Origin of the sequence: Hymenobacter monticola (assembly GCF_022811645.1) — a bacterium.
Taxonomy (GTDB): domain Bacteria; phylum Bacteroidota; class Bacteroidia; order Cytophagales; family Hymenobacteraceae; genus Hymenobacter; species Hymenobacter monticola.
In genome coordinates, this window is record NZ_CP094534.1 from 1,943,527 (window position 1) to 1,965,632 (window position 22,106).

The following is a 22,106-nucleotide window of genomic DNA, read 5'->3' on the forward strand; positions in this document are numbered from 1 at the left end:
CCCACAGGGACGGCATTTTTCGAATAGGCGCTAATGCGGGCTGAACCGGTCAGAAAACCGGCAACGAAAGCGTTTTCTAAAGCCCCAGCGATTTGAAGAAGGCTTCCTGGTTAGGCTCGCGGCCCAAGAAGTTTTTCACCAAGTTGTATTCCTCGTCGGTGCCGCCTTTGGCTAGGATGTAGTCGCGGTAGCGCAGGCCGGTTTTGCTGTCCATGATGCCGTTTTTCTCGAACACTGAGAACATGTCCTCCGCATACACCTTCGACCACATGTAGCCGTAGTAGCCCGCGCCATAGCCAGTGAGGTGGCCGAAAGCAGCCTGCATGTTGGTGCCGTCGAGGTAAGCAAAAGGCGTAATCTGGTTTTGCAGCTTCTTGAGCACGTCGGTGGTCGTCTCGGTGCCGTTCGGGTCGAACCGGTCGTGCAGGGTCATGTCCAGCGTGCCGTACAGAATCTGCTGCGACGCGGCTAGGCCCGAACCCACGTTGCGGGCGGCCCACATCTTGTCGTACAGCGGCTTGGGCAGCACCTCGCCGGTCTGGTAGTGCTTGGCGAAGGTCTTGAGGGCGTCGTAGTTCCAAGCCCAGTTTTCGAGAATCTGTGAGGGCGCTTCCACGAAGTCGCGCTTCACGCTGGTACCCGACTGACTCGACAGCTCGGCCGTGGTCAGCAGGTTATGCATCACGTGGCCAAACTCGTGGAAGAAAGTCACCACCTGGCCGTGGTTCATCAGGGCCGGCTTGCCGGGCGTGGGCGCATTGAAGTTGCAAAGCAGCGCGGCCGTGGGCAGCTGGTAGCCTTGCGCCGTGGCCCGGCCCGACTGAATGCCGAAGCAGGCGGCGTGGGTGTACTTGTTCTCGCGCGGAAACAGGTCGATGTAAAAGCGCCCAATGAGCTTGCCGTCCCGCTGCACCTCAAACATGCGCGCGTCCTGGTGCCATACCGACGCCCCCTTCACCTCGTTGAATTTCAACCCGAACAGCTGCTGTGTAGTCTGGAACAGGCCGTCCACCACGTGGTTCACCTCGAAGTACTCCTTCACCTTCTCGCCGTCGAGCTGGTACTTGCTCTGCATCATCAGGTTGTTGTAGAAGCTGGTTTCCCAGGGCGCCATCGTTTTCACGCTCGGGTCCTTCAGGTAGGTGCGCTTCACGGCCAGCAGCTCGTCGAGGTCCTGCTGACTTTTCTGTTTCACGCGGTCCACCAACTTGGTTTCGAAAGCCCACACGGTTTCGGGGTTTTTCACCATGCGGCTGCTGGTCTGGTAGGCCGCGTAAGTTTTGTAGCCCAGCAGTTGGGCTTTTTTCTGGCGCTCAATGAGCAACTGCTTGAGCACGGGCAGGTTGGCCTCGGCCGCACGGTTGTTATACAACACGTACAACTTCTTGCGCAGCGGCTCCGACTCCGCGTACTTCATGAACGTGCCGTAGGACGGGCCGTCCACGTTGATGCGGTAGGCCGTGCCCTCGCGCGGGCGGCTCTTAATGTAGTCGTCAGGCAGGCCCTTCAAATCGGCTTCGCTCACCAACATAAAGCTCTTGTCCTTGGCAATGTTGGCCCCGAAGGCCAGGCTCAGGTCCGCAATTTTGTCGTTCAGCTTCTGCAGCTCCTGGCGCTTCTCCGGGCTCAGCGCGAAGCCGTTGCGCTCGTACTCCTCCACCGTTTCGGTCAGGAACTTCTTGTGCGGGCCGGTCAGGGTCTGGGCTTCCTTGGTTTTCGAGTAGTCCTTCACGGCCCGGTAGAGCTTCTCGTCCAGCTCCAATTCGTTGCTGTACTTGCTGAGCAGCGCAATGCTGCGCTCGGCCTGGTTGCGCACCGCCGAGTCGGGACTAGCATTGAACAGGATGCTGATGGGCCCGTACGCGCCGCCAAACTGGTCGTTCAGCGCATCGAGCAGCAGCATGGTGTTGGCAAACGTGCGTTTGGCCGCCGGCACATTATAAATGGCCGTCAAAGCCGTTTTGGTGTTGGTAATGGCGGCGCTGGTGGCCTGTTGCACATCGGCCTTGGTGGCCTTGCTGAAAGCAATGGGCTGGTTGTAAGCCGGCAGCAGCGGGTTGGCAGGCGCCTTAGGAGCCGTGGGTGGGCCGCCCGCGCGGGCTTCTAATGTGCCCACCGAGAGCAGAAGCAACGTACCGCGCAATAATGCCCGGCGAGAGAAATAAGAAGTCATACTTTAAAGCAGAAAAGTTGAAAAGCCTGGCAAGTTAACAGCCCTGTATCAAGCAGAAGCCCCAACGAAACAGCCTCCGGCAAGAGGTTGCTCCGTTGGGGCTTCTGCAGCCTGTAGGCGCCAGATTTAGTTGGCTACTTCGCTCAGGAATTTCACGCGCACCAGGCGCAGCTCTTCCTCCGTGAAATCGTCGCCCAACTCCTTCATCGCCACGGCGATGTTGTCGGTGCTGGCCGTCATGAAGTAGTCGTAAATCTCGTCGCGCACTTCTTCTTCCACCATTTCCTCCAGGTAATAGTCGATGTTGAGGCGGGTGCCGGAATAGCAGATGTGCTCGATTTCCTCCATCAGCTCCACCATCGAAATGCCTTTCGAGGAAGCAATGTCTTCCAGCATCATTTTCTTGTCAATCTGCTGGATGACGTAGATTTTGATTTTGGAACGGTTCACGGCCGACTTCACCACCACGTCTTCGGCGGTTTCGATGTCGTTGTCTTCCACATACTTCTTGATGGCGGCCACAAAGGGCGCCCCAAACTTCTGCGCCTTGCCCTGGCCCACGCCCGACACGTGCGTGAGGTCGTGCAGGGTGGTGGGGTAGGTGGTGGCCATTTCCTTCAGGCTCGGGTCCTGGAACAGCACGTAGGGCGGCAGGTTTTTCTGCTTGGCTACCTGCTTGCGCAGCTCCTTCAGCTGCGTGAACAGGGCTTCGTCGTGGCCGGCGGCGTGCTGTACTTCTTCCTTTTCCTCGTCGGCCTTCTGCTCCTCGTCGAAGTTGTGGTCGCGGGTAAGCGTGATGGAGTACGGGTTCTCGATGAAATCCATGCCCTTGTCGGTGATGCGCACCAAGCCCAGGCTGTCGATGTCCTTCTCCAGGAAGCTGTTCAGCAGGCACTGGCGCAGCACCGAATGCCAGAACTGCGCGTCGCCCAGCTCCTTGCCCGTCCCGTAAATCGGCAGGGCGTTGTGCCCGTAGCTCTCAATGTGCGGGTTCATCAGCCCCAGCAGCACCTGGCCGATGTGGTTGAGGTTGAACCGGGCCTCCGTTTGCACCACGGCGCGCAACGCCAAGCCCACGGCTGCTTCGCCCTCAAACCGCTCCTTGGGGTGCTTGCAGTTGTCGCAGAAGCCGCAGTCTTTCTCCAGCACCTCGCCGAAATAGTGCAGCAGCTGCCGCCGCCTGCACACTGAGCTCTCGGCGTAGTTGGTCATTTCCTGCAGCAGCTGGTGGGCGTTGTCGCGCTCGGTCACCGGCTTGTCCTTGCTGAATTTCTCCAGCTTCAGGATGTCGTCGTAGGAGTAGAACATCAGGCAGTCGCCTTCCAGGCCGTCGCGGCCGCCGCGGCCGGTTTCCTGGTAGTAGCCCTCGATGGACTTCGGCGCATCATAGTGCACCACGAAGCGCACATCGGGCTTGTCGATGCCCATGCCGAAGGCGATGGTGGCCACAATCACGTCACACTCCTCGTTGAGGAAAGCGTCCTGGTTGTCGATGCGGGTTTGCTGGTCGAGGCCGGCGTGGTAGGGGCGGGCGCGCACGTCGTTCACGCGCAACAGCTCGGCAATTTCCTCCACCTTCTTGCGGCTCAGGCAGTAAATGATGCCGGCCTTGCCCTTGTGCTGCTTCACGTACTGAATCAGCTGCTTTTTGGTGTTGTGCTTGGCGCGCACCTCGTAGTAGAGGTTGGTGCGGTTGAAGCTGGTTTTGAACACCGAGGCATCGTCCATGTGCAAGTTTTTCTGGATGTCCAGCTGCACTTTGGGCGTGGCCGTGGCCGTGAGGGCGATGATGGGCACGTTGCCGCCCAGGTTGTCGATGATGCCGCGAATCTTGCGGTACTCAGGCCGGAAATCGTGGCCCCACTCCGAGATGCAATGGGCCTCGTCGATGGCCACGAAACTGATGGTGCTTTTCAGCAGAAACTCAATGGTATCGTCTTTGGTGAGGCTTTCCGGGGCCACGTAGAGCAGGCGCACCTCGCCGCTCATCACGTCCTTTTGCACCCGCTTCATCTCGGTTTTGGTCAGGGTCGAATTGTACACTTGCGCATTTACCCCAAAGGCGCCGAGCTGGTCGACCTGGTTTTTCATCAGGGCGATGAGCGGCGAAATGACGATGGCCGTGCCCGGCAACACCAGCGCCGGCAGTTGGTAGCACAGGCTCTTGCCAGCGCCGGTGGGCATGATGACGAAGGTGTTGCGCCCCGCCAGAATGTTTTGAATAACAGCTTCCTGTGTCCCTCGAAACTGGCCGTAGCCAAATACTTTCTTCAGTGTGTGTTTCAAATCGGTCGTCAGGACCGGGGATTCCTGGAGGGCAGCTGTTGACATAGCTTGTAAACTCAGATGAGAGGTGCTTGAAAGCACGGTTCTTAACGAAGATAAGCAAGCCGATTGGTTTTTATCGTGAAAAATGGTGTTTTTCTTGAATTGCGGCCAACAATTTCGCAACACGAAATGCCACGCCCTACAAGCAAAAAAAGCAAATGCCAGAACAACAGTTAATTCAGGGTAGCATACGAATCAGCGCCGTTTCGGCATCAGTGCAAATTAGAACGACGTAGGGGCGGGGCCTGCCCCCGCCCGGGCGGCCGCGCCGTCTCAATGATTTCGTTTAACGATGGGCGGGGGCAGGTCCCGCCCCTACGTCGTTCGGCGAGGACACGAAACAACTTTGCTCGGGGCCTACCCCCACGGCTAAGGTTCTATGCCCGAATTTTGCGGCCTCATCCACTGGTTTGCTTATGTCCGTGTCTTCCGAACCCCTCCACTCATCAGCTCCCGCCGAAACCACACCCCCGGCCGATGTGCTGCGCATTGCGCGCCACGTGCTACACGAGGAAGCCGCTGCCCTGCACGACGTGGCCAACGCCATTGCCGCCACGCCCGATTTCGAGCGCTGCGTGCAGGCCATTCTGCAGCTGAAGGGCCGCGTGGTGGTCACGGGCATCGGCAAAAGCGCCCACGTGGCCGGCAAAATGGTGGCCACGCTCAACAGCACCGGCACGCCGGCCCTGTTCATGCACGCCGCCGACGCCATCCACGGTGACCTGGGCATGATTCAGCCCGAAGACTTTGTCATCGCCATCAGCAAGAGCGGCGACACGCCCGAAATCAAGGTACTGGTGCCGCTGCTGCGCCGCAAGGGCGTGCCGCTGGCCGCGCTGGTGAGCAACGCCGAGTCGTACCTGGGCCAGCAGGCTACCTACATTCTGCACGCCCCGGTGGCCAAAGAGGCCTGCCCTAACAACCTGGCGCCCACCACCAGCACCACCGCTGCCCTGGCCCTGGGCGATGCCCTGGCCGTGTGCCTGCTCGAAAGCCGGCAGTTCACCGCCGCCGATTTTGCTCGCCTGCACCCCGGCGGCACCCTCGGCAAGCGCCTCTACCTGAAAGTAGGCGACCTTAGCCGCCAGAACCAGCGCCCCCAGGTGCGCGAAGACGCGCCGCTGAAGGAGGTGCTGCTCGAAATCTCGGGCAAGCGCCTGGGTGCCACCGCTGTGCTGAATGCCGAGGGCGCGCTGGCCGGCATCATCACCGACGGCGACCTGCGCCGCATGCTGGGCAGCTTCTCCGACCTGGAAAACCTGCGGGCCCGCGACATTCTCACGCCCCGCCCTGCCACGATTGACATCGAAGACTTCGCCGCCGAAGCCCTGGCCCGCATGCAGCAGCGCAACATCACGCAGCTGGTGGTGACGGAAGTGGGCACGTTTGCCGGCTTCATTCACCTGCACGACTTGCTGCGCGAAGGGCTGGTATAAGAACGTGTACCGCGAAGCTCCTGCTTCGCCTCGCGTTGGAATCGTCAGGAATCGTAGGCGCGAGGCGAAGCAGGAGCTTCGCGGTACTCGTTCAACGCGAGTTCAACGCGAGGCGAAGCAGGAGCTTCGTGGTACACGTTCGGCTCCGGCCTTATCTTTGTCTTAATGAATTCCACCTACCTCGTCGTAATGGCTGGCGGCATCGGCAGCCGCTTCTGGCCTTTTAGCCGCACCCACCACCCCAAGCAGTTCCACGACGTCCTGGGCGTGGGCAAGTCCATGCTCCAGCTTACTGTGGACCGGTTTGCGGGCGTGTGCCCGCGCGAAAACGTGTTCGTCGTGACCAACCGCGACTACACGCAGCTGGTGCAGGAGCACCTGCCCGACCTGCCCGCCGACCAGATTCTGGGCGAGCCCATTGGCCGCAACACGGCCCCGTGCATTGCCTACGCCAGCTACCGCATTGCCCAGCGCGACCCCAAAGCCACCATCATCGTGACGCCCGCCGACCACGCCGTGCTGCGCGAAGACGAGTTTCGCCGCCTCATCCGCAAGGCCGTGGACGCGGCCCGCGCCAGCGACGTGCTCATCACGCTCGGCATTCAGCCCTCGCGTCCCGACACCGGCTACGGCTACATCCAGTACATGGACGAGCAGAGCCTGCCCGGCGGCGAGCTACACAAGGTGAAAACTTTCACCGAGAAGCCGAATCTGGAAATTGCGAAGATGTTCGTCGAAAGCGGCGATTTCCTCTGGAATTCGGGCCTGTTTGTGTGGCGGGCTGATGTCATCATCAACGCCTTCCACCAGTACCTGAGCGATATCTCCGAAGTATTTGAGGAAGGCGCTGCTCAGTTGGGCACCGCTGAAGAAGAAAATTTCATCAGCGAAGCCTACTCGCGCTGCCGCAACATCAGCATCGACTACGGGGTGATGGAAAAGGCCGACAACGTGTACGTGCTGCCCGCTGACTTCGGCTGGAGCGACGTGGGCACCTGGGATTCGCTGCACCGCATCGGCGAACGCGACGAGAACAACAACATGGTGAGCGGCGACGTGCTGCTCTACGACACCACCGGCTGCGTCATCAAAACGCCCTCGGAACGATTGGTGGTGGTGCAGGGCCTAGAAGACTTCATCGTGGCCGAATACGACAACGTGCTGCTCATCTGCAAGCGCACCGAGGAGCAACGCGTCAAAGAGTTCGTGGCCGACGTGAAGGCGAAGAAGGGCGCGGGGTATAACTAAGTTCGTCTGGTCCCCGGCTGTTATTGCGAGGCCGCAGGCCGTGGCAATCCGTCCTGTCAAAACCAGACACGCTCTTTTACCAGAAAGCCCCGGTACCGCAATGGTGCCGGGGCTTTCTGTTGGCTTTATCACAATTCGGGGTTGGTCGCGGTTGAGAAGACGGATTGCCGCGCTCCACTGCGTTTCGCTCGCAATGACAGACGGTGCCGCGCCCCTGCGAATGACAGCTACGCCTGCGCCACCCGTTGCCGGGCCACTTCAAACAGCATGATGCCGGCGGCCACGCCCACATTCAGGCTTTGAATTTGCCCGGTCATGGGTACTTTCAGCTTCACGTCGGCCAGGTTCAGCAGGTCGGGCGAGATGCCGTCTTCTTCCGAGCCCATGAGCACGGCCACCGGGCCGCTGAAATCGACGTCGGTGGAACCCACGGCCTCTTCGGCTTTCTCGGTACAGGCCACCACGGTGATGCCCGACTGCTGGAGGAAGCGGATGGTTTCGTGCAGGCTTACCTCGCGGCACACGGGCAGGATATTGAGCGCGCCGGCTGACGTCTTGAGGGCGTCGCCGTTTATTTGGGCGGCGCCGCGGCTGGGCACCACGATGGCTTGGACGCCCAGACATTCGGCGGTGCGGGCAATGGCGCCAAAGTTGCGCACGTCGGTGATGCGGTCGAGCAGCAGCAGGAAGGGCACTTTGCCTTCCTCAAACAGGCCGGACACGATGTTGTCGAGCGGGGCGTAGTCGATGGGCGACACGAAGGCCACGGCGCCCTGGTGGTTTTTGCGCGTCAGGTTGTCGAGCTTCTCCACGGGCACCATCTGCACCTGGATGCCGGCCTCGCGGGCGGCGGTGGAGATGTCCGTCACGAGGCTGTTTTTGGTGCCGCGCAGCAGGAAGATTTTCTCCAGCGTGCGGCCGGCGCTCAGCGCTTCCAGAATGGGGCGCAGGCCAAACAGCATGTCGATGCTGGACGCCTGGGCTGGGCGGCTTTCGTAGCGGGGCCGGTCCTGGCCGCCGCGCGGGCCGCCTTCGCTGCGCTCGCGGAAGGGCGGGCGGCTGTCGCCCCGGTCGGAGCGCGGGGCGGGGCGGTCGGCGCCGAAATCGTCGCGGTTGTCGGAGCCGCCGCGGCCGCGGGGGCGGGCGGGGCGGTCGTCAAACTCGTCGGCCCGGCGGTCGGGGCGGAACTGCTTGGGCGTCACGGGGCGGTTGGCGCCGTCGTAGAAGCGGCGGCCGGCTACCGGGCGGGCAGGGCGTTGGGGGCGTTCGGGCCGGTCAGGGCGGTCGGTGGGGTTCTCCATTTTTCAACGGCGGCATACCAGGGCAGTTCGTACTCGGGTCGGCGCACCAATTCGTAGTAATCAGGGGCAAAGGTACTCGGCCGGGACCGGAAGCTGTAAGTTATGGAGCCGCCGTCGATGTTGCCGTCGGGATAGTACCACCGTTCTTCGCCGTCGGGCAGGCGGCGCACGCTGGGCGGCGGCCCCAGCACCACGTACAGCAGGCCTCTATCGGTGAGCCAGCCGGCCTTATGAGCGGCAAATAGTTCGTTGGCCGCCATCACACGGCCGTAGTAGCGGCGGATGAGGTCTTTGCCAAGCTGCTGGTCGCCCCGCGCGATGTCGAGCCAGAACTTATCGACGGCGCGCTTGGGGTTGGGCGCGTCAGTCAGCTTCTGGCGCTCCTGGCTGGTGGTGAGGTAGCGCAGGGTCTCGATGAGCTCGGCGGCGGTGGTGAGCTCGGGGTAGAGGTTGGGGGCCACCAGCACGGCCAGCACGGGCGGCCGGGTGCTAAGCGGGCCCACGCGCAGGGCGTACAGGCCGGGTTCCGGGAAGCGCAGGGGCTGGCCGGGGCGGAAGGCAGCCGAGTCGAGCACGGGCAGGGTGCGCGGGCCGGCGGGCATGGCGGCCGGGTTGGTCATGGGCGGCAGGGCGGGGGTGGGCGTCACGGCGTAGCGCTTCCAGCGCACGGGCTGGTAGAGGCCGAAGCAGTCGACCCCAAACGACTCGCCGGCCTGCACGTAGCGCCGCAGCAGGGGCTGGCCCACCGAATCGACGAGAACGAAGGGGCGGGCCAGCACGGCCTCGGTGAGGCGTAGCCAGGCTGTGGTGGTGGGCTCCTGGTAGTCTTCCTTGGCATCGGGCGGGGCGGTGCTAAGCTGCAGCACGGTGCCCGCGGGCAGGCGCGCCGCGGCCACGCAGAAGCTCAGGCGCACGCCGTCGGGGAAGGGGATGGGGTGCTGGCGGCGGCGCGGCACGCTGTCCTGCCACAGGGGCGCGCGGGCTTCGTAGCCGGGCCAGGCCACGAGGCGCAGGGCGTGGCCGGGGCCCAGGCGGGCAGGCGGGGGCAGGCGCAGGTAGAGGCGCAGGCTGTCGCCCTCGCGGCGGGTGTCCACGTCGAGGCGGGCCACGTCGCGGTAGAGGCCGGCGAAGTCGGGGCGCGGGGCCTGGGGGCGGCGGGCCACCGTGGCCGCCAGCGTGACCCAGAGCAGCAAACCCAGGAGGTTGAGGCCGGAAATGCGTTTTAAAGTCATGAGGGGGAAGGAAGGCCCGATGAAGGTAGCCAATCTAGCGGGCAAACGCCGCCGGGCAGCCATTGTTGCGGCCGGAAAGTCCTTTTCTGCGCCGTGCGAATGCGCCGTAACAACCGAGTAAATCATCAAGCACCACTGCTAAAATCAGCTTTGCAGTGATTCTAAATGTCTGATTTGTATGAATGTTTATTTGCTTATCCCCAACGACCCGCTTACGTTTGAGCAGTGCCCACTTGGCACCTGCGGTACCCCGGATTCTAACCTTCCCCAGCCATGAAAAAACAATGCTTACTCCTTGCCCTGCCTGCCTTCTTGCTGGCCGTAGGCTGCAAAAAAGACGACCCCAACGATGGCTTGCCCCCGGCCACGCAGGAGGGCAAGAACACAGGCGGCTGCTTCGTCAACGGCGAGCGGTTCATCGCCACCGAAACGCCGGGTAATATCCTGACCAACCCCATTCCTCCTTTAGGAGGTGGCTTTGCGTTTGACAGCGTCTACTATGTTACACTGAAAGGGATGTACCAAGGGCAACGGGCTACCTTGATGCTCTTTCTAAGGCGTCGTATAACTGGCACTTACCAGTTCAATCAAAATACACCTTATTTCCCTCAGGCAGTTTCATCGCAAGTGTTGAATCACGCGACACTCACGACTGCTGGCTCAAGCGGCGAAACATACGGTACTAGCGCCCAACACACAGGCCAAGTTGTACTGACTAGAATGGATTATCAAGCAGGTATCTCGGCCGGCACTTTCGATTTCACAGCGGCCAGCACCTTCGACCCGAGCAAAACCGTCACCGTCACCAAAGGCCGCTTCGACCGCAAGCAGTAGCCAGAATGACCTTTAGCCGCAGCCGCCCGACGTGCGTTGGGGCGGCTCTTTTATGCGCAATTCACGCTGTCGGCAAAGCACCCCAACCCGCCCCTTGTAAGCCCAACTTTTCCCGCTACTTTGCCCCGGCATTGGCCGGCGCGTGCCGGCTGAAAATCATTTCCTTACTCATTTCATTGTTTACCCCATGAAAGACTACCAGACCGACAAGTACGAGAACTTTTTCCTCCACCTGAAGGTGAGCCACGAGGGCCTGGTGAAGTTCGCCGATTTCACGGCCACGGCCGTGGCCGCGCCGGGCACCGATGCCCTCATTGCCGGCCACGGCGCGGCCCTGACCACCGCCGTGGCCGGCCTGCGCACCGAACTGGTGACGCGCAAGGGCCAGGGCGGCGGCAGCCAAACCAGCACCGGGGCCGAGGGCACGGCCTACGCCGCGTTCAAAACCTTCGTGCAGGCCACCGACAAGAAGGTGCTGGCCGGCTACCACTACGACCACCCCGCCGAGCGCAGCACCTACTACCCCGACGGCCTGGGCGGCCTCACCGATGCCCCGTGAAGGAGCGCCTCACCCGCCTCACGGCCTACACCGAGGCCCTCGAAGCCAGCCCCGACGCCGCCGTGAAGGCCCAGGGCACCCCGGCCCGCGCCCTGCTCAAAAAGTACGAGAAAGCCAGCACCGCCAAAACCCAGGCCCGCACCGCCCTGCAAGGCACCCTCGACGAGCTGGGCCCCGCCGCTGTGGCGGTGGCCGAGGCCCTGTGGGACGTGCACCTCGCCGCCCTCTACGCCCACCGCCGCCAGCCCCTCACAGCCCGCAAGTACTTCGACTACGCCAGCCTGCCCAACCGGGTGTATCCCAAAAAGCAAACCGCCGCTGCCAAAACGGCCTGAGTTGCCCACAATAGGCCCGGCAGTGCTGCCCGGTGCTTAGCGGACTTCCGGAATAGGCCCGGCAGTGCTGCCCGGTGCGTGTCGGGTAGCCGAAATGAGTAAGGCAGCGCTGCCGGGTGCTTGGCGAATAGCCGGAATGAGTATGGCAGCGCTGCAGGGTACTGGGCGGCCTGCCGGCGCGCACCCGGCAGCGCTGCCGTAGCACGGTAGTAGCGCGAACTTTGTAGTTCGCGTGCCCCGCGCCGTTCGCATATCGTTCGATTATCGTTCAGCCACGCGAACTACAAAGTTCGCGCTACTACCGTGCTGCTAGCACGCTACTACCGCCATGAAAAACCCGGCTTACTACGAGCGCAACCTGCCGCATCGCCTTCCGCCGGGGGCCGCCGTATTCCTCACGTTTCGCTTGGCCGACTCGCTGCCCGGCTAGGTGCTGACACGCTTGCAGATGCAATTCAGCGCGAAAGAAACCGAGAGCGCCGAAAGCAGCTATGCCCAGCAGCGCCGCTATTTTGGCCGGTTTGACGCGCTGCTGGACCAAGCCGTTCAGGGCCCCACGTGGCTGCGGCAGCCCTTGGTGGCGGAGCTGGTGGGGGCCTCCCTGCGCTACTGCCACGGCAAGGCGTACCAACTGGTATGCCATTGCCTCATGCCGAACCACGTCCACGCGGTGGTTTTGCTGCTCGATGAAGCCGTACCCCTGGCCGAAACCCTGCAACGCCTGAAAGGATACACTGCCCTGCACGCCAACCGGCTACTGGGCCGCACCGGCCAGTTCTGGCAGCGCGAAACCTACGACCACATCATTCGCAGTTCAGAAGAAATGGCCCGCGTCATTGCCTACGTGGTAAACAACCCGGTGAAAGCGGGCCTGGTCGAGAGTTGGGAGCAGTGGCCCTACACGTACTGGCCCGAAGAGTAGCACGGTAGTAGCGCGGTAGTAGCGCGAACTTTGTGGTTCGCGTGGCTGAACTATAAGCGAACGATATGCGAACGGCGCGGGGCACACGAACTACAAAGTTCGCGCTACTACGTACCACGAAAAAGGCCGGCCCGCACTGCGCGAACCGGCCTTTACTCATTCACTCATTCACCGCCTACCGCGGGTAGTACTGGCTCATAAGCGTGTAGGCCTTCTCGGCGCGGGCCTTGTCGCCGGCCGCGTCGGCGGCGCGGTACACGCTTTGCAGGCCCAGCAGGTAGCCGCGCATGTCGTCTTCGAAGAGGCTGCCGTCGGGCTTGGTGCTGTAGTAGGCCAACATTTGCTCCGAGCGGCGCGTCATGGTGTCGAGCAGGTCGTCGGCCTTCTTCTTCTCGCCGCCGGCTACCAGGGCGGGCACCAGCTGCGGCGAGTAGTAGTCGTAGGGAATGGCCGCGTCGGGCATCAGGGCCAGGCACTTGTCGGCTACCTCCTTGGCTTTGGCGGTGTTGCCATCGGCCAGGTATGCGTTGGCCAGGCGGGCGAATTTGTCGCGGTAGTTGGCCGGGAAGCGCAGGTTGTTCTCGTCGTAGAAGATGCTGGCGTCGGTCAGGCCGCGGTAGCTGAACTGCTTCATCAGGCGGTCGTAGGTCAGGTCTTTCTCCACGTAGCCCTCATCGGCGCCGCGCGGGTCGTAGTTCGGGTCTTTCAGCGGCAGCAGGCGGTAGGCCATGCCCTCCAGCTGAAAGTAGGGCTGCAGGTTCATGTAGTCCTGCGGGGCCACGGTGCTGCTGAAGTAGATGGGCCGCTGCCAGTTGTTGGTGGCAATCATGTCGAGAATCACCAGGTTCTTCTTCTCGATGGCGCGCTTGCCCATGCTCCATTCCATTTGGCCCACCAGCTGCTTCTCCCGGTCTTTGGGGATGATGCCCAGGCGTTTCACCGCCGCCGTATCGATGGGCAGGAAGAAGTTGGGAGTGGGGAACGAGTTCATGCTCGGGCCGCCCTCCTGGTACTGCACCTGCAGCAGCGGGTTGTTGGAGGCGATGAGCTGCAGAAACTGCTTCAGGTTCACGCTCTGCACGGCCGGGTTGGCGGCGTAGGGCAGCATGTCGTTGGTGCCCTGGGCGTAGGCCTCCGGCCCCATGCTGATGGGGAAGGGCTGCGACTTGTAGGCGCGGCGCTTCATCTGGGCAATGTACCAGTCGGTGTTCAGGTACGAGAGCACGGCCACGCGCACGTCGGTGCGCACGCCCTCCACCTCCTGGGCGTACCACAGCGGGAAGGTATCGTTGTCGCCGTTGGTGAACAGGATGGCGTTCGGGGCGCAGGAGTTCAGCAGGTTCTTGGCCGAATCCACCGAGTTGTAGCGGTCGGAACGGTCGTGGTCGTCCCAGCCCTGCGCCGCCATGATGCCCGGAATGAGCAGGCCCGCCGCCAGGGCCAGACCGGCGCGCAGCCCGTCGTTTTTTACCACCTTGCCAAACAGCTCGGCCAGCCCCAGCACCCCGAGGCCTATCCAAATGCAGAAGGCAAACGTGGCCCCCGTGAAGGTGTAGTCCCGCTCGCGCGGCTCGCGCGGCGGCTGGTTGAGGTAGAACACGATGGCCAGGCCGGTCATGATGAAGAGCAGGCCCGTCACCCAGGCGTCCTTGCTGTCGCGGCGGCTCTGGAAAAACAGCCCGATGAGGCCCAGGATGAGCGGCAGCGCCAGGAAGTTGTTGTGCGCCGGGCTCTCGCCGATGCGAGCTGGCAGTGTGCCCTTGCCCGGGCTAAACGGCGTGACCACGCCCGCCTGCTGAATGTCGGACTCGCGGCCCACGAAGTTCCACATGAAGTAGCGCCAGAACATGTGCCCCATCTGGTAACGGAACAGGAAGCCCAGGTTCTGGCCCATGGTGGGCTTCACGCCGTCCTGGATATCCACCCACTTCTTGTAGTGGGCAATCTGGTCGGGCTCGTAGCTGTAGAGGCGCGGAATCAGCATCTTGTCCTCGTCGGCGTAGGTGTACTCGGGCTGCGGGGGCAGCTCCTTGTACTTGCCGGTCTTGGCGTCACGGGCGTAGCGGGGCGCGCCCGGCTCCGAGCCGTTGGGCTGGGCGTTGAACTGCGGGCCGTAGAGCAGCGGGCGCGAGCCGTACTGCTCCCGCTTGAGGTAGCTCACGAAGGAGAGCACATCCTCGGGGTCGTTTTCGTTGATAGTGGGCTTAAACGAGCTGCGAATCGGCACAATCAGGTAGGACGAGTACCCAATCAGAATGAACACGAAGCAGAGCATCGACGTGTTCAGCAGCTGGCTGCGGCGCTGGTAGGAGAGGCGGAAGCCAAACCAAATCAGCCCGATAAACACAATCAGGAAGATGAACAAACCCGAGTTGAAGGGCAGGCCGATGGTGTTCACGAAGAACACCTCGAAGCTGCCCGCCAGCGTGGGCAGGCCCGGGATAATGCCCACCAGAATGGACCCCACGATAATCATGCTCACCACCATCACGATGATGCCGCCCGTGAACGACGGGTTGGCCGTGCGGCGGTAGTAGTAGATGAAGCCCAGCGCGGGCAGCGTCAGCAGGTTCAGCAAGTGAACGCCGATGCTGAGGCCGATGACGTAGGCAATGAGCACAATCCACTTGTCGGAATCGGGCTCGTCGGCGTGGCCTTCCCACTTCAGCATCAGCCACACCACGGCCGCCGTGCACAGCGCCGACATGGCGTAAACTTCCCCTTCCACCGCGTTGAACCAGAACGAATCGGAGAAGGCAAAGGCCAGCGCGCCCACCACGCCCGCGCTCAGAATGAGGAAGCTCTGGCCTTGGCTGGGCTCAATGCTTTCGGCCTTGAGGTTGCTGTTGCCCACGGCCTCGCGCAGCACCAGCTTGCGGGCCATGCGGGTGATAATCCAGAACAAAAACAGCACGGTAAAGGCGCTGCTCAACCCCGACAGGGCGTTGATGAGCACGGCCACCTTGGTCACGTCTCCAAACGAGAACAGCGAGAACAAGCGACCCAGCAGCAGGAACGTGGGCGCCCCCGGAGGGTGCGGCACCAGCAGCTTGAAGGAGCAGGCAATGAACTCGCCGCAGTCCCAGAACGAGGCCGTGGGCTCCAGGGTGAGCAGGTAGGTGACGGCGGCAATGGCAAAAACCAGCCAGCCCACGAGGTTATTCAGGCTTTTAAAAGAACGCATACAATCGAATGAGGCACGCAACGCCGGCCGTCGGCAGCAAGCCACGACCGGAAAAAGGGTAGGGATTTAATATGGAGCAGCACGTCATGCAGAGCGCAGCGAAGCATCTTGCCCGCAGTCACCATCCAATCAGCAGAATTGCTTGCGCAGTAAAGATGCTGCGCTGCGCTCCGCATGACGTTCTAGGGTATTCACTTAAAGGGCAAAAGTAGGCAACACGAGGTTGCACTTGGCACGAATCCGGGAACCGATTCAGCCCAGAAACACAAAAAGCAGCCATTGGCTGCTTTTCGGTTCTCGATTTCAGCAAGGAAACCGCTAGTTCTGCAAGACGAGTCGTTTCGTGCTCACCACTTTGCCGTCCACGAGCAAGCTGTATACATACAGTCCGGCGTGCAGGTCGCTCAGGTCGAGGGGCAGGCCGGCGGCGGTCAGGTCGGGCTTGAGGGCCACGGTGCGGATTTCCTGGCCGATGATGTTGCTCAGGCGCAGCTTGTAGTCAGCGCCGGGCTTCTGGTCCAGCTTCACCGTCACGAGGCCGCGGCTGGGGTTGGGGTACACGCTCAGGCCGATGCCGGCCGCGGCGGGGTCGAGGGTGGCCGTAGTGGTACGGGCCACCACCGTCAGGACGCCGTACTGGCCCTGGCCGGGGGCGCCGTGGGACGTGCAGTGGTAGGGATAAATACCTACTGTGTTGAAGGCCGGGAGCGTGACCGAGCGGCTGGTAGCATTCATCTGGAAGGTAGCCCAGGCGCCGTTGTCCGACATGGTGGGGTGGCTGGACTGGCCCGCGTACGTGAACGTCACCACATCGCCCTGGGTGATGGTGCGGATGTCTGAGTCACCGTTGGTGTTGCCCGGGCCGCGGTACCAGTTGTCGCCCACCACAATGGTGATGTTGGCGGCCAGCACCGGCGCCAGCGGCATAGCCAAAATGGCGGCAACGGCTAAAACACGAGTAAAGAGTTTCATCAGAGAAGCAGAAAAAGAGTAAGGTGAAGCGTAAGATACGAGTCAAAAACCAGAAGACAAGCACCGTGCCGGGTTTGGCAACCAACGCCGGGCCAGTCGTTTCGGTCTGAGAGACTTCCGAAAAAGCCCAAAGTTGCTTGCGTCGGCAAAAACAACTCGGCAAAAAAGGCAGGCCGGTTGCCTCCATTCAAAATTATTTATCAATAAATTTGAATATACCCACCCGATACCAAAACGGCCGCCGGGGTTGCTACACGTGCCGAATTTCCTGCAAGCCAAACCGGCGCAGCTCGTTGCCAATAGCCACGGCCAGCCGTCCATCTTCCTCCACGCCCACAATTTGGCCCTGCACTTCCCGCTCTTCTACCAGAAACAAATGCGTTTCCTGGTACCGGTACAGCGCCTGCAGGTAGGCCTGCCGCACGGCGCCCACCTGGCCGGCCCGCAACTGCAGGTAGCGCCGCTCCAGGCATTCGAGCAGGCGGGCCGTCACGGCGGCGCGGTCGTAGACGCGGCCGGTAATCTGGCTCAGCGAGGTAGCCGTGGGCACGGCAAAGGCTTGTTGGTTGACATTCAAGCCAATTCCAATGATGCTATATTGAATCTTTGGGCCGCTGAGGGTGTTTTCAATCAAGATACCGCCGAATTTCTGGTCGCCGTAGTACAGGTCGTTCGGCCATTTCAGCTTCAGTTTCGGGTCGGGGCCCAGCAGGGTAGCGGCCCAGTCGTGCACCCCCAGTGCCACGGCCTGGCTGAGTTGAAATTGCTGCGCGGCCGCCAGAAACGTAGGCTGCCACACCACCGAGAGCATCAGGTTTTCGGCGGGGGCGCCTTCCCACTGGTTGCCGCGCTGGCCCCGGCCGGCCGACTGAAAGTCCGTAACGACGGTACAGCCCTCACTGGCCCGGTTTTGGACTATCATGGCTTGCGCCTCCGAATTGGTGGAGGGGCAGGCCGGCAACCAAACCAGTTGCTGGCCCGTGAACAGGGTTTGCGGGGTGACAACCACGGCCTTCTTTCGCGTTTCGTAACTTCGTAGACTTTCGGCTGCAAAGCTCATACCTAATACCACAATATGAAAAGCACGTTGGTCCGGCAGGATTCGGACACATTGGCAGATTTGGTCATCCGCGGGATGCAAGACAAAAAAGCATCCGACATCGTGGTGCTGAATCTGAAAGAATTAAAAAACGCCGTTGCTGATTATTTCATCATCTGCTCGGCCAATTCCGATACCCAAATCGAAGCCGTGGCGCGCTCGGTGGAGGAGGAGATTGAAAAGGTAACCGGCGAAAGCCCCTGGCAAACCGAAGGCCGCACCAACCGCGAGTGGGTGCTGCTCGACTACGTGGACGTGGTGGTGCACGTGTTTCTGCGCGACCGCCGCCAGTTCTACGCCCTCGAAGAGCTGTGGGGCGACGCCGACATCCGCTACGTGGAGGCCGAGCCGGCGTAAGGAAAACGCCTGTCATCCTCATCTGGCGTCCGCGCAGCGAAGGACTTTATCACGTTACAACAAATCGTTTCAACGTGATAAGGTCCTTCGCTGCGCGGACGCCAGATGAGGATGACAGGCGTTAAAAATCCTCCTGCCTAAAATAAAACCGCCGCTGCTACGTCTTCTGCCTGGCCGAACATTTGCTTCTGAGGCGGTGTTAGGCCAGTAGTTAAACCTGATTCTAATTAGCTATTTTCATGTCGGATAAAAATCCCAATAACAGCAAGAAAAAGAAGCCCCTGACCCCGGCGCCCAACCCGCGCCCAGGGTTGCAGCTGTGGGTGCTGGCCGGCTTGCTGGTGTTTGTGTTCGGGGTGTTCGTGATGAACAGCCTGAATGCGCCGGCCAAAATCAACCAGCAGCGCTTCGAAACCATGCTTGCGGCCGGCGAGGTGAAGGACATCACCATCGTCAACGAAAAAGTGGTGGAGGTGACCCTCAAGCCCGAAGCACTGGCCAAGCCGGAGTATCGCCAGGAGCTCACGCGCCGCACGCCGTTTGCCGCGGCCGGCACGGGCGCTCAATACTTCTTTCCCATCGTCGACGCCAAGCTGTTTCAGGAAAACCTGGACAAGCTGCAGTCCAACCTGGCGCCCGCTCAGCGCCTGCCGCTCAACATCGACTCCCGCTCTAACCCAGCCGAATACTTCTGGAACGGCGGCTTTATTGTGTTGATGATTCTGGGCTTCTGGTTCCTGATGCGCCGCATGGGCAGCGCCGGCGGACCCGGTGGCCAGATTTTCAACATCGGCAAAAGCAAAGCCGCGCTGTTTGAGGGCGGCGACAAGGTGAAAGTCACCTTCAAAGACGTAGCCGGCCTCGAAGAAGCCAAGGAGGAAGTGCAGGAGATTGTGGAGTTCTTGAAGAACCCCAGCAAGTTCACCATCCTCGGCGGCAAGATTCCGAAAGGCGCACTGCTGGTGGGCCCTCCCGGCACCGGCAAAACCCTGCTGGCTAAAGCCGTAGCCGGTGAGGCCGACGTGCCCTTCTTCTCCCTGTCGGGCTCCGACTTCGTGGAAATGTTCGTAGGGGTAGGCGCGGCCCGCGTGCGCGACTTGTTCAAGCAAGCCAAAGCCAAGGCGCCCTGCATCATCTTCATCGACGAGATTGACGCCGTGGGTCGGAGCCGTTCGCGCGGTTCGGTGCCCGGCGGCAACGACGAGCGTGAGAACACCCTGAACTCGCTGCTGGTGGAAATGGACGGTTTTGGCACTGATTCCGGTGTCATCATCCTCGCCGCCACCAACCGCCCCGATACCCTGGACTCTGCCCTGCTGCGTCCGGGTCGTTTCGACCGCCAGATTAGCATCGACACGCCCGACATCAACGGCCGCACCCAGATTTTCCAGGTGCACCTCAAGCCGCTCACGCTGGGCCCCGATGTGGACGCCAAGCGCCTCTCGGCCCAGACGCCGGGCTTTGCCGGCGCCGAAATTGCCAACGTCTGCAACGAGGCCGCCCTCATTGCGGCCCGCCGCGACAAGAAGTTCATCACCAATCAGGACTTCACCGACGCCATCGACCGCGTGATTGGTGGCCTGGAAAAGAAGAACAAGATTATCAGCCCCGAGGAAAAGAAAATTGTGGCCTACCACGAAGCCGGCCACGCCATTGCAGGCTGGTTCCTGGAGCACGCCGACCCGCTGGTGAAGGTGAGCATTGTGCCGCGCGGTGTGGCCGCCCTGGGCTACGCGCAGTACCTGCCCAAGGAGCAGTTCCTCTACAACGTGGAGCAGATGACCGACGAGATGTGCATGACGCTGGGCGGCCGTGCCGCTGAAGAAATCGTGTTTGGCAAGATTTCGACCGGCGCGCTGAGCGACTTGGAGCGCATCACCAAAACGGCGCAGTCGATGGTGGCCATATATGGCATGAACTCCAAGCTGGGCAACATTTCTTACTATGACTCGAAAGGGCAAAACGAGTACGGTTTCTCGAAACCTTATTCCGAAGCCACGGCCCAAATTATTGATGAGGAAATCCGCCACATCATCGAGCAGGCTTACATCCGCACCAAGGAGTTGCTGACCGAGCGTCGGCACGAGCTGGAAGTGGTGGCCAAAGAGCTGCTGGAGAAGGAAGTGCTGCTGCAAGACGACCTGGAGCGTCTGGTGGGCAAACGTCCCTTTGAGTCGCAGACGACCTACCAGGCCCACATGTTGGGCACCGACCGCAGCGAAACCGCCAGCGAGGTGAAAGGCGAGCACGCCGCCGGCGGCTTGCTCAACGACCTGCCCGAGCTGAAGCTGCCGGGCATCGACGACAACCGCAGCAACGAAGCCCCCGCCGCCAGCGGCAGCGCCGTAGCGGGTTAACTGCTCCGATTGGTTTTGAGAAGAAAAGCCAGCCCTTTTGCGGGGCTGGCTTTTTTATTTTCCCCTCCGGTACTTTTGCTGCATGTCTGAATCTTCCCGCGATGCCGTGTTGGCCCGCATCCGCCAGGGCCTGGCAGCGGGGCCGGCGCCGTTGCCGCCCCGGCCCGACTTCACCACGCCCGTGCACCCGCCGCTGAACAACCTCGACCCGGTGGTGGCCTTTGCCGAAAGCTTCCAGCGGGTAGGAGGGGAGTTTTACTACTGCGAGTCGCTGCCGCACCTGGCGGCGCAGGTGGCAGGCTTCCAACAGCGGCAGCAGGTGGGCGTGCCCTACGTGTGGGAGCCGGAAATGCAGGCGCTGCTTTACAAAGCCGGGGTGGCGTTTCGGGCCGATGAAACCGAGTTTATTGAGAAAGCCGACCTGGGCCTGACTTCCTGCGAGGCGCTGGTGGCGCGCACGGGCAGCGTGCTGGTGTCGGCCGCCACGGCCAGCGGGCGCCGCCTGAGCATCTACCCCGACCAACACTTGGTGCTGGCCCGGCCCAGCCAGGTAGTGGCCGAAATCGGCGACGCGCTGCAGTTGATGCAGCGCCGCTACGGTGCGCAGCTGCCCTCTATGGTATCGCTCACCACCGGCCCCAGCCGCACGGCCGATATCGAAAAAACGCTGGTGTTGGGAGCACACGGCCCGCGCCGCATTGCGCTGTTTTTGCTGGAAGAGGAAGCAGAGTAGTCTGCCATTGCGAGGCGGAGCAAAGCAAGCCGTCCTGTCTGAGGCAGATACTTTCTTTTGTAACAAGCTTATTTTGTTGCAAAACTTTATCACATTTTAGGGCTGGTCGCTGAGAACAGGACGGATTGCTTCGCTGCGCTCGCAATGACAGTTACCATTACATGAAGCAACCCCATACCCTGCCCGACCTTGCGCTGCCGCCCGGCAAAAAGGTGTACTTCGCCTCCGATTTTCACCTGGGTGCCCCCGATGCGGCGGCATCGCTGGCGCGGGAGCGGCGCATTGTGCGCTGGCTGGATGAGGTGGCGCAGGACGCGGCGGCCATTTACCTGTTGGGCGACTTGTTCGACTTTTGGTTTGAATACAAGCACGCCGTGCCGCGGGGCTTTATCCGGCTGCAGGGCAAGCTGGCCGAGCTGACGGATGCGGGCATGCCCATCACTATTTTCACCGGCAACCACGACATGTGGATGTTTGGCTACTTCACGCAGGAAATGGGCATCCCGGTACTGCGCCGGGAAGTGTCGCAGCGCATTGGCAACCAGCTGTTCCACATCGGGCACGGCGACGGGCTGGGGCCTAAGGACTATAGCTACAAGGCTCTGAAGCAGGTGTTCACCTCCAGCATTGCGCAGTGGTTGTTTGCGCGGCTGCACCCCAATTTGGGCATCGGCCTAGCCAATAAGTGGAGCCGCCGCAGCCGCATGCAGGCCGGCAAGGACGACACCAAGTATTTCGGCGATGAAGAATGGCTGCTGCAATACTGCCGCGAGGTCGAAACCCGTTCTCACCACGACTACTACGTGTTTGGCCACCGCCACCTGCCGCTCGACGTGGAGGTGGGGCCCGGCAGCCGCTACATCAACCTCGGCGAATGGGTCAATTATTGCAGCTATGGTGTATATGATGGCAACAAGCTGGCTTTGCGGCATTTTGAACAGTGAGGTAGAGGCGCAACATGTTGCGCCTCGTCGTTCGCGCCGTTTCGGTATCGTTGTGGCGTCACCGCTCACACGTCACCGTTCAACGAAGAGGC

At 61.6% G+C, this 22,106-nt stretch carries 17 protein-coding genes; 10 read left to right on the forward strand and 7 right to left on the reverse strand.

Features of this window, described 5'->3' with window-relative positions; genetic code table 11:
- Positions 1–76: 76 nt before the first annotated feature.
- A complete protein-coding gene (locus tag MTP16_RS08165) occupies positions 77–2,173 on the reverse strand; it encodes a M3 family metallopeptidase (protein WP_243517998.1) in 2,097 nt (698 codons plus the stop codon).
- A gap of 126 nt (positions 2,174–2,299) precedes the next feature.
- Positions 2,300–4,504: a DNA helicase RecQ gene (recQ, locus tag MTP16_RS08170; RefSeq protein ID WP_243518001.1), complete on the reverse strand. Its 2,205-nt coding sequence runs from the start codon at positions 4,502–4,504 to the stop codon at positions 2,300–2,302.
- Positions 4,505–5,001: 497 nt separating this feature from the next.
- Between recQ and MTP16_RS08175 the strand changes: the two genes are divergently transcribed.
- Together MTP16_RS08175 and MTP16_RS08180 are read left to right on the forward strand one after the other, a co-directional pair.
- The gene (locus MTP16_RS08175) at positions 5,002–5,937 is read left to right on the forward strand and encodes a KpsF/GutQ family sugar-phosphate isomerase (protein WP_243520007.1); all 936 of its coding nucleotides are present in this window, start codon (positions 5,002–5,004) and stop codon (positions 5,935–5,937) included.
- A gap of 165 nt (positions 5,938–6,102) precedes the next feature.
- Positions 6,103–7,185 carry a mannose-1-phosphate guanylyltransferase gene (locus MTP16_RS08180; protein WP_243518013.1) on the forward strand — a complete coding sequence of 361 codons (1,083 nt, stop codon included), beginning with the start codon at positions 6,103–6,105 and terminating at the stop codon, positions 7,183–7,185.
- A gap of 227 nt (positions 7,186–7,412) precedes the next feature.
- Here MTP16_RS08180 and rlmB read toward each other — a convergent pair whose 3' ends face one another.
- Positions 7,413–8,486 carry a 23S rRNA (guanosine(2251)-2'-O)-methyltransferase RlmB gene (gene rlmB / locus MTP16_RS08185; RefSeq protein ID WP_243518023.1) on the reverse strand — a complete coding sequence of 358 codons (1,074 nt, stop codon included), beginning with the start codon at positions 8,484–8,486 and terminating at the stop codon, positions 7,413–7,415.
- Positions 8,423–9,718 carry a GWxTD domain-containing protein gene (locus MTP16_RS08190; protein WP_243518024.1) on the reverse strand — a complete coding sequence of 432 codons (1,296 nt, stop codon included), beginning with the start codon at positions 9,716–9,718 and terminating at the stop codon, positions 8,423–8,425. The genes rlmB and MTP16_RS08190 overlap by 64 nt, the downstream gene beginning before the upstream one ends.
- Before the next feature lie 273 nt (positions 9,719–9,991).
- Here MTP16_RS08190 and MTP16_RS08195 point away from each other — a divergent pair, with 273 nt between their 5' ends.
- The 4 genes from MTP16_RS08195 (at position 9,992) to MTP16_RS08210 (ending at position 12,368) form a co-directional block, all read left to right on the forward strand.
- Positions 9,992–10,552 (forward strand): DUF6252 family protein, encoded by a 561-nt coding sequence (locus tag MTP16_RS08195; protein WP_243518026.1) that lies wholly within the window; start codon positions 9,992–9,994, stop codon positions 10,550–10,552.
- A gap of 187 nt (positions 10,553–10,739) precedes the next feature.
- On the forward strand, positions 10,740–11,111 hold the full coding sequence (locus MTP16_RS08200; RefSeq protein WP_243518028.1) for a hypothetical protein: 372 nt from the start codon (positions 10,740–10,742) through the stop codon (positions 11,109–11,111).
- Positions 11,108–11,446: a hypothetical protein gene (locus tag MTP16_RS08205; RefSeq protein ID WP_243518030.1), complete on the forward strand. Its 339-nt coding sequence runs from the start codon at positions 11,108–11,110 to the stop codon at positions 11,444–11,446. Before MTP16_RS08200 ends, MTP16_RS08205 begins: the two co-directional genes overlap by 4 nt.
- A gap of 430 nt (positions 11,447–11,876) precedes the next feature.
- A complete protein-coding gene (locus MTP16_RS08210; RefSeq protein WP_243518032.1) occupies positions 11,877–12,368 on the forward strand; it encodes an REP-associated tyrosine transposase in 492 nt (163 codons plus the stop codon).
- Positions 12,369–12,543: 175 nt separating this feature from the next.
- On the opposite strand, the gene MTP16_RS08215 is transcribed toward MTP16_RS08210, so the two are convergent.
- The 3 genes from MTP16_RS08215 to MTP16_RS08225 form a co-directional block, all read right to left on the reverse strand.
- Positions 12,544–15,552: a glycosyltransferase family 117 protein gene (locus MTP16_RS08215; RefSeq protein ID WP_243518034.1), complete on the reverse strand. Its 3,009-nt coding sequence runs from the start codon at positions 15,550–15,552 to the stop codon at positions 12,544–12,546.
- Positions 15,553–15,870: 318 nt separating this feature from the next.
- Positions 15,871–16,524: a T9SS type A sorting domain-containing protein gene (locus MTP16_RS08220; protein ID WP_243518038.1), complete on the reverse strand. Its 654-nt coding sequence runs from the start codon at positions 16,522–16,524 to the stop codon at positions 15,871–15,873.
- A gap of 250 nt (positions 16,525–16,774) precedes the next feature.
- On the reverse strand, positions 16,775–17,584 hold the full coding sequence (locus MTP16_RS08225; protein WP_262922666.1) for a biotin--[acetyl-CoA-carboxylase] ligase: 810 nt from the start codon (positions 17,582–17,584) through the stop codon (positions 16,775–16,777).
- A gap of 15 nt (positions 17,585–17,599) precedes the next feature.
- Here MTP16_RS08225 and rsfS point away from each other — a divergent pair, with 15 nt between their 5' ends.
- The 4 genes from rsfS (at position 17,600) to MTP16_RS08245 (ending at position 22,014) form a co-directional block, all read left to right on the forward strand.
- The gene (gene rsfS, locus MTP16_RS08230; protein WP_243518041.1) at positions 17,600–17,980 is read left to right on the forward strand and encodes a ribosome silencing factor; all 381 of its coding nucleotides are present in this window, start codon (positions 17,600–17,602) and stop codon (positions 17,978–17,980) included.
- Positions 17,981–18,219: 239 nt separating this feature from the next.
- The gene (ftsH, locus tag MTP16_RS08235; protein WP_243518043.1) at positions 18,220–20,337 is read left to right on the forward strand and encodes an ATP-dependent zinc metalloprotease FtsH; all 2,118 of its coding nucleotides are present in this window, start codon (positions 18,220–18,222) and stop codon (positions 20,335–20,337) included.
- 82 nt (positions 20,338–20,419) lie between these two features.
- Positions 20,420–21,070: a LutC/YkgG family protein gene (locus MTP16_RS08240; RefSeq protein WP_243518046.1), complete on the forward strand. Its 651-nt coding sequence runs from the start codon at positions 20,420–20,422 to the stop codon at positions 21,068–21,070.
- A gap of 161 nt (positions 21,071–21,231) precedes the next feature.
- Entirely contained in the window at positions 21,232–22,014 is a 783-nt protein-coding gene (locus MTP16_RS08245; protein ID WP_243518049.1) for a UDP-2,3-diacylglucosamine diphosphatase, read from the forward strand.
- Positions 22,015–22,106 lie beyond the last annotated feature (92 nt).

Excerpts from the sequence above, each read along its gene's own strand:
- MTP16_RS08165 (WP_243517998.1), bottom strand. The coding sequence starts at position 2,173 with ATGACTTCTTATTTCTCTCGCCGGGCATTATTGCGCGGTACGTTGCTT.
- recQ (WP_243518001.1), bottom strand. The coding sequence starts at position 4,504 with ATGTCAACAGCTGCCCTCCAGGAATCCCCGGTCCTGACGACCGATTTG.
- MTP16_RS08180 (WP_243518013.1), top strand. The coding sequence starts at position 6,103 with ATGAATTCCACCTACCTCGTCGTAATGGCTGGCGGCATCGGCAGCCGC.
- rlmB (WP_243518023.1), bottom strand. The coding sequence starts at position 8,486 with ATGGAGAACCCCACCGACCGCCCTGACCGGCCCGAACGCCCCCAACGC.
- MTP16_RS08190 (WP_243518024.1), bottom strand. The coding sequence starts at position 9,718 with ATGACTTTAAAACGCATTTCCGGCCTCAACCTCCTGGGTTTGCTGCTC.
- MTP16_RS08195 (WP_243518026.1), top strand. The coding sequence starts at position 9,992 with ATGAAAAAACAATGCTTACTCCTTGCCCTGCCTGCCTTCTTGCTGGCC.
- MTP16_RS08200 (WP_243518028.1), top strand. The coding sequence starts at position 10,740 with ATGAAAGACTACCAGACCGACAAGTACGAGAACTTTTTCCTCCACCTG.
- MTP16_RS08215 (WP_243518034.1), bottom strand. The coding sequence starts at position 15,552 with ATGCGTTCTTTTAAAAGCCTGAATAACCTCGTGGGCTGGCTGGTTTTT.
- MTP16_RS08220 (WP_243518038.1), bottom strand. The coding sequence starts at position 16,524 with ATGAAACTCTTTACTCGTGTTTTAGCCGTTGCCGCCATTTTGGCTATG.
- MTP16_RS08225 (WP_262922666.1), bottom strand. The coding sequence starts at position 17,584 with ATGAGCTTTGCAGCCGAAAGTCTACGAAGTTACGAAACGCGAAAGAAG.
- rsfS (WP_243518041.1), top strand. The coding sequence starts at position 17,600 with ATGAAAAGCACGTTGGTCCGGCAGGATTCGGACACATTGGCAGATTTG.
- ftsH (WP_243518043.1), top strand. The coding sequence starts at position 18,220 with ATGTCGGATAAAAATCCCAATAACAGCAAGAAAAAGAAGCCCCTGACC.
- MTP16_RS08240 (WP_243518046.1), top strand. The coding sequence starts at position 20,420 with ATGTCTGAATCTTCCCGCGATGCCGTGTTGGCCCGCATCCGCCAGGGC.
- MTP16_RS08245 (WP_243518049.1), top strand. The coding sequence starts at position 21,232 with ATGAAGCAACCCCATACCCTGCCCGACCTTGCGCTGCCGCCCGGCAAA.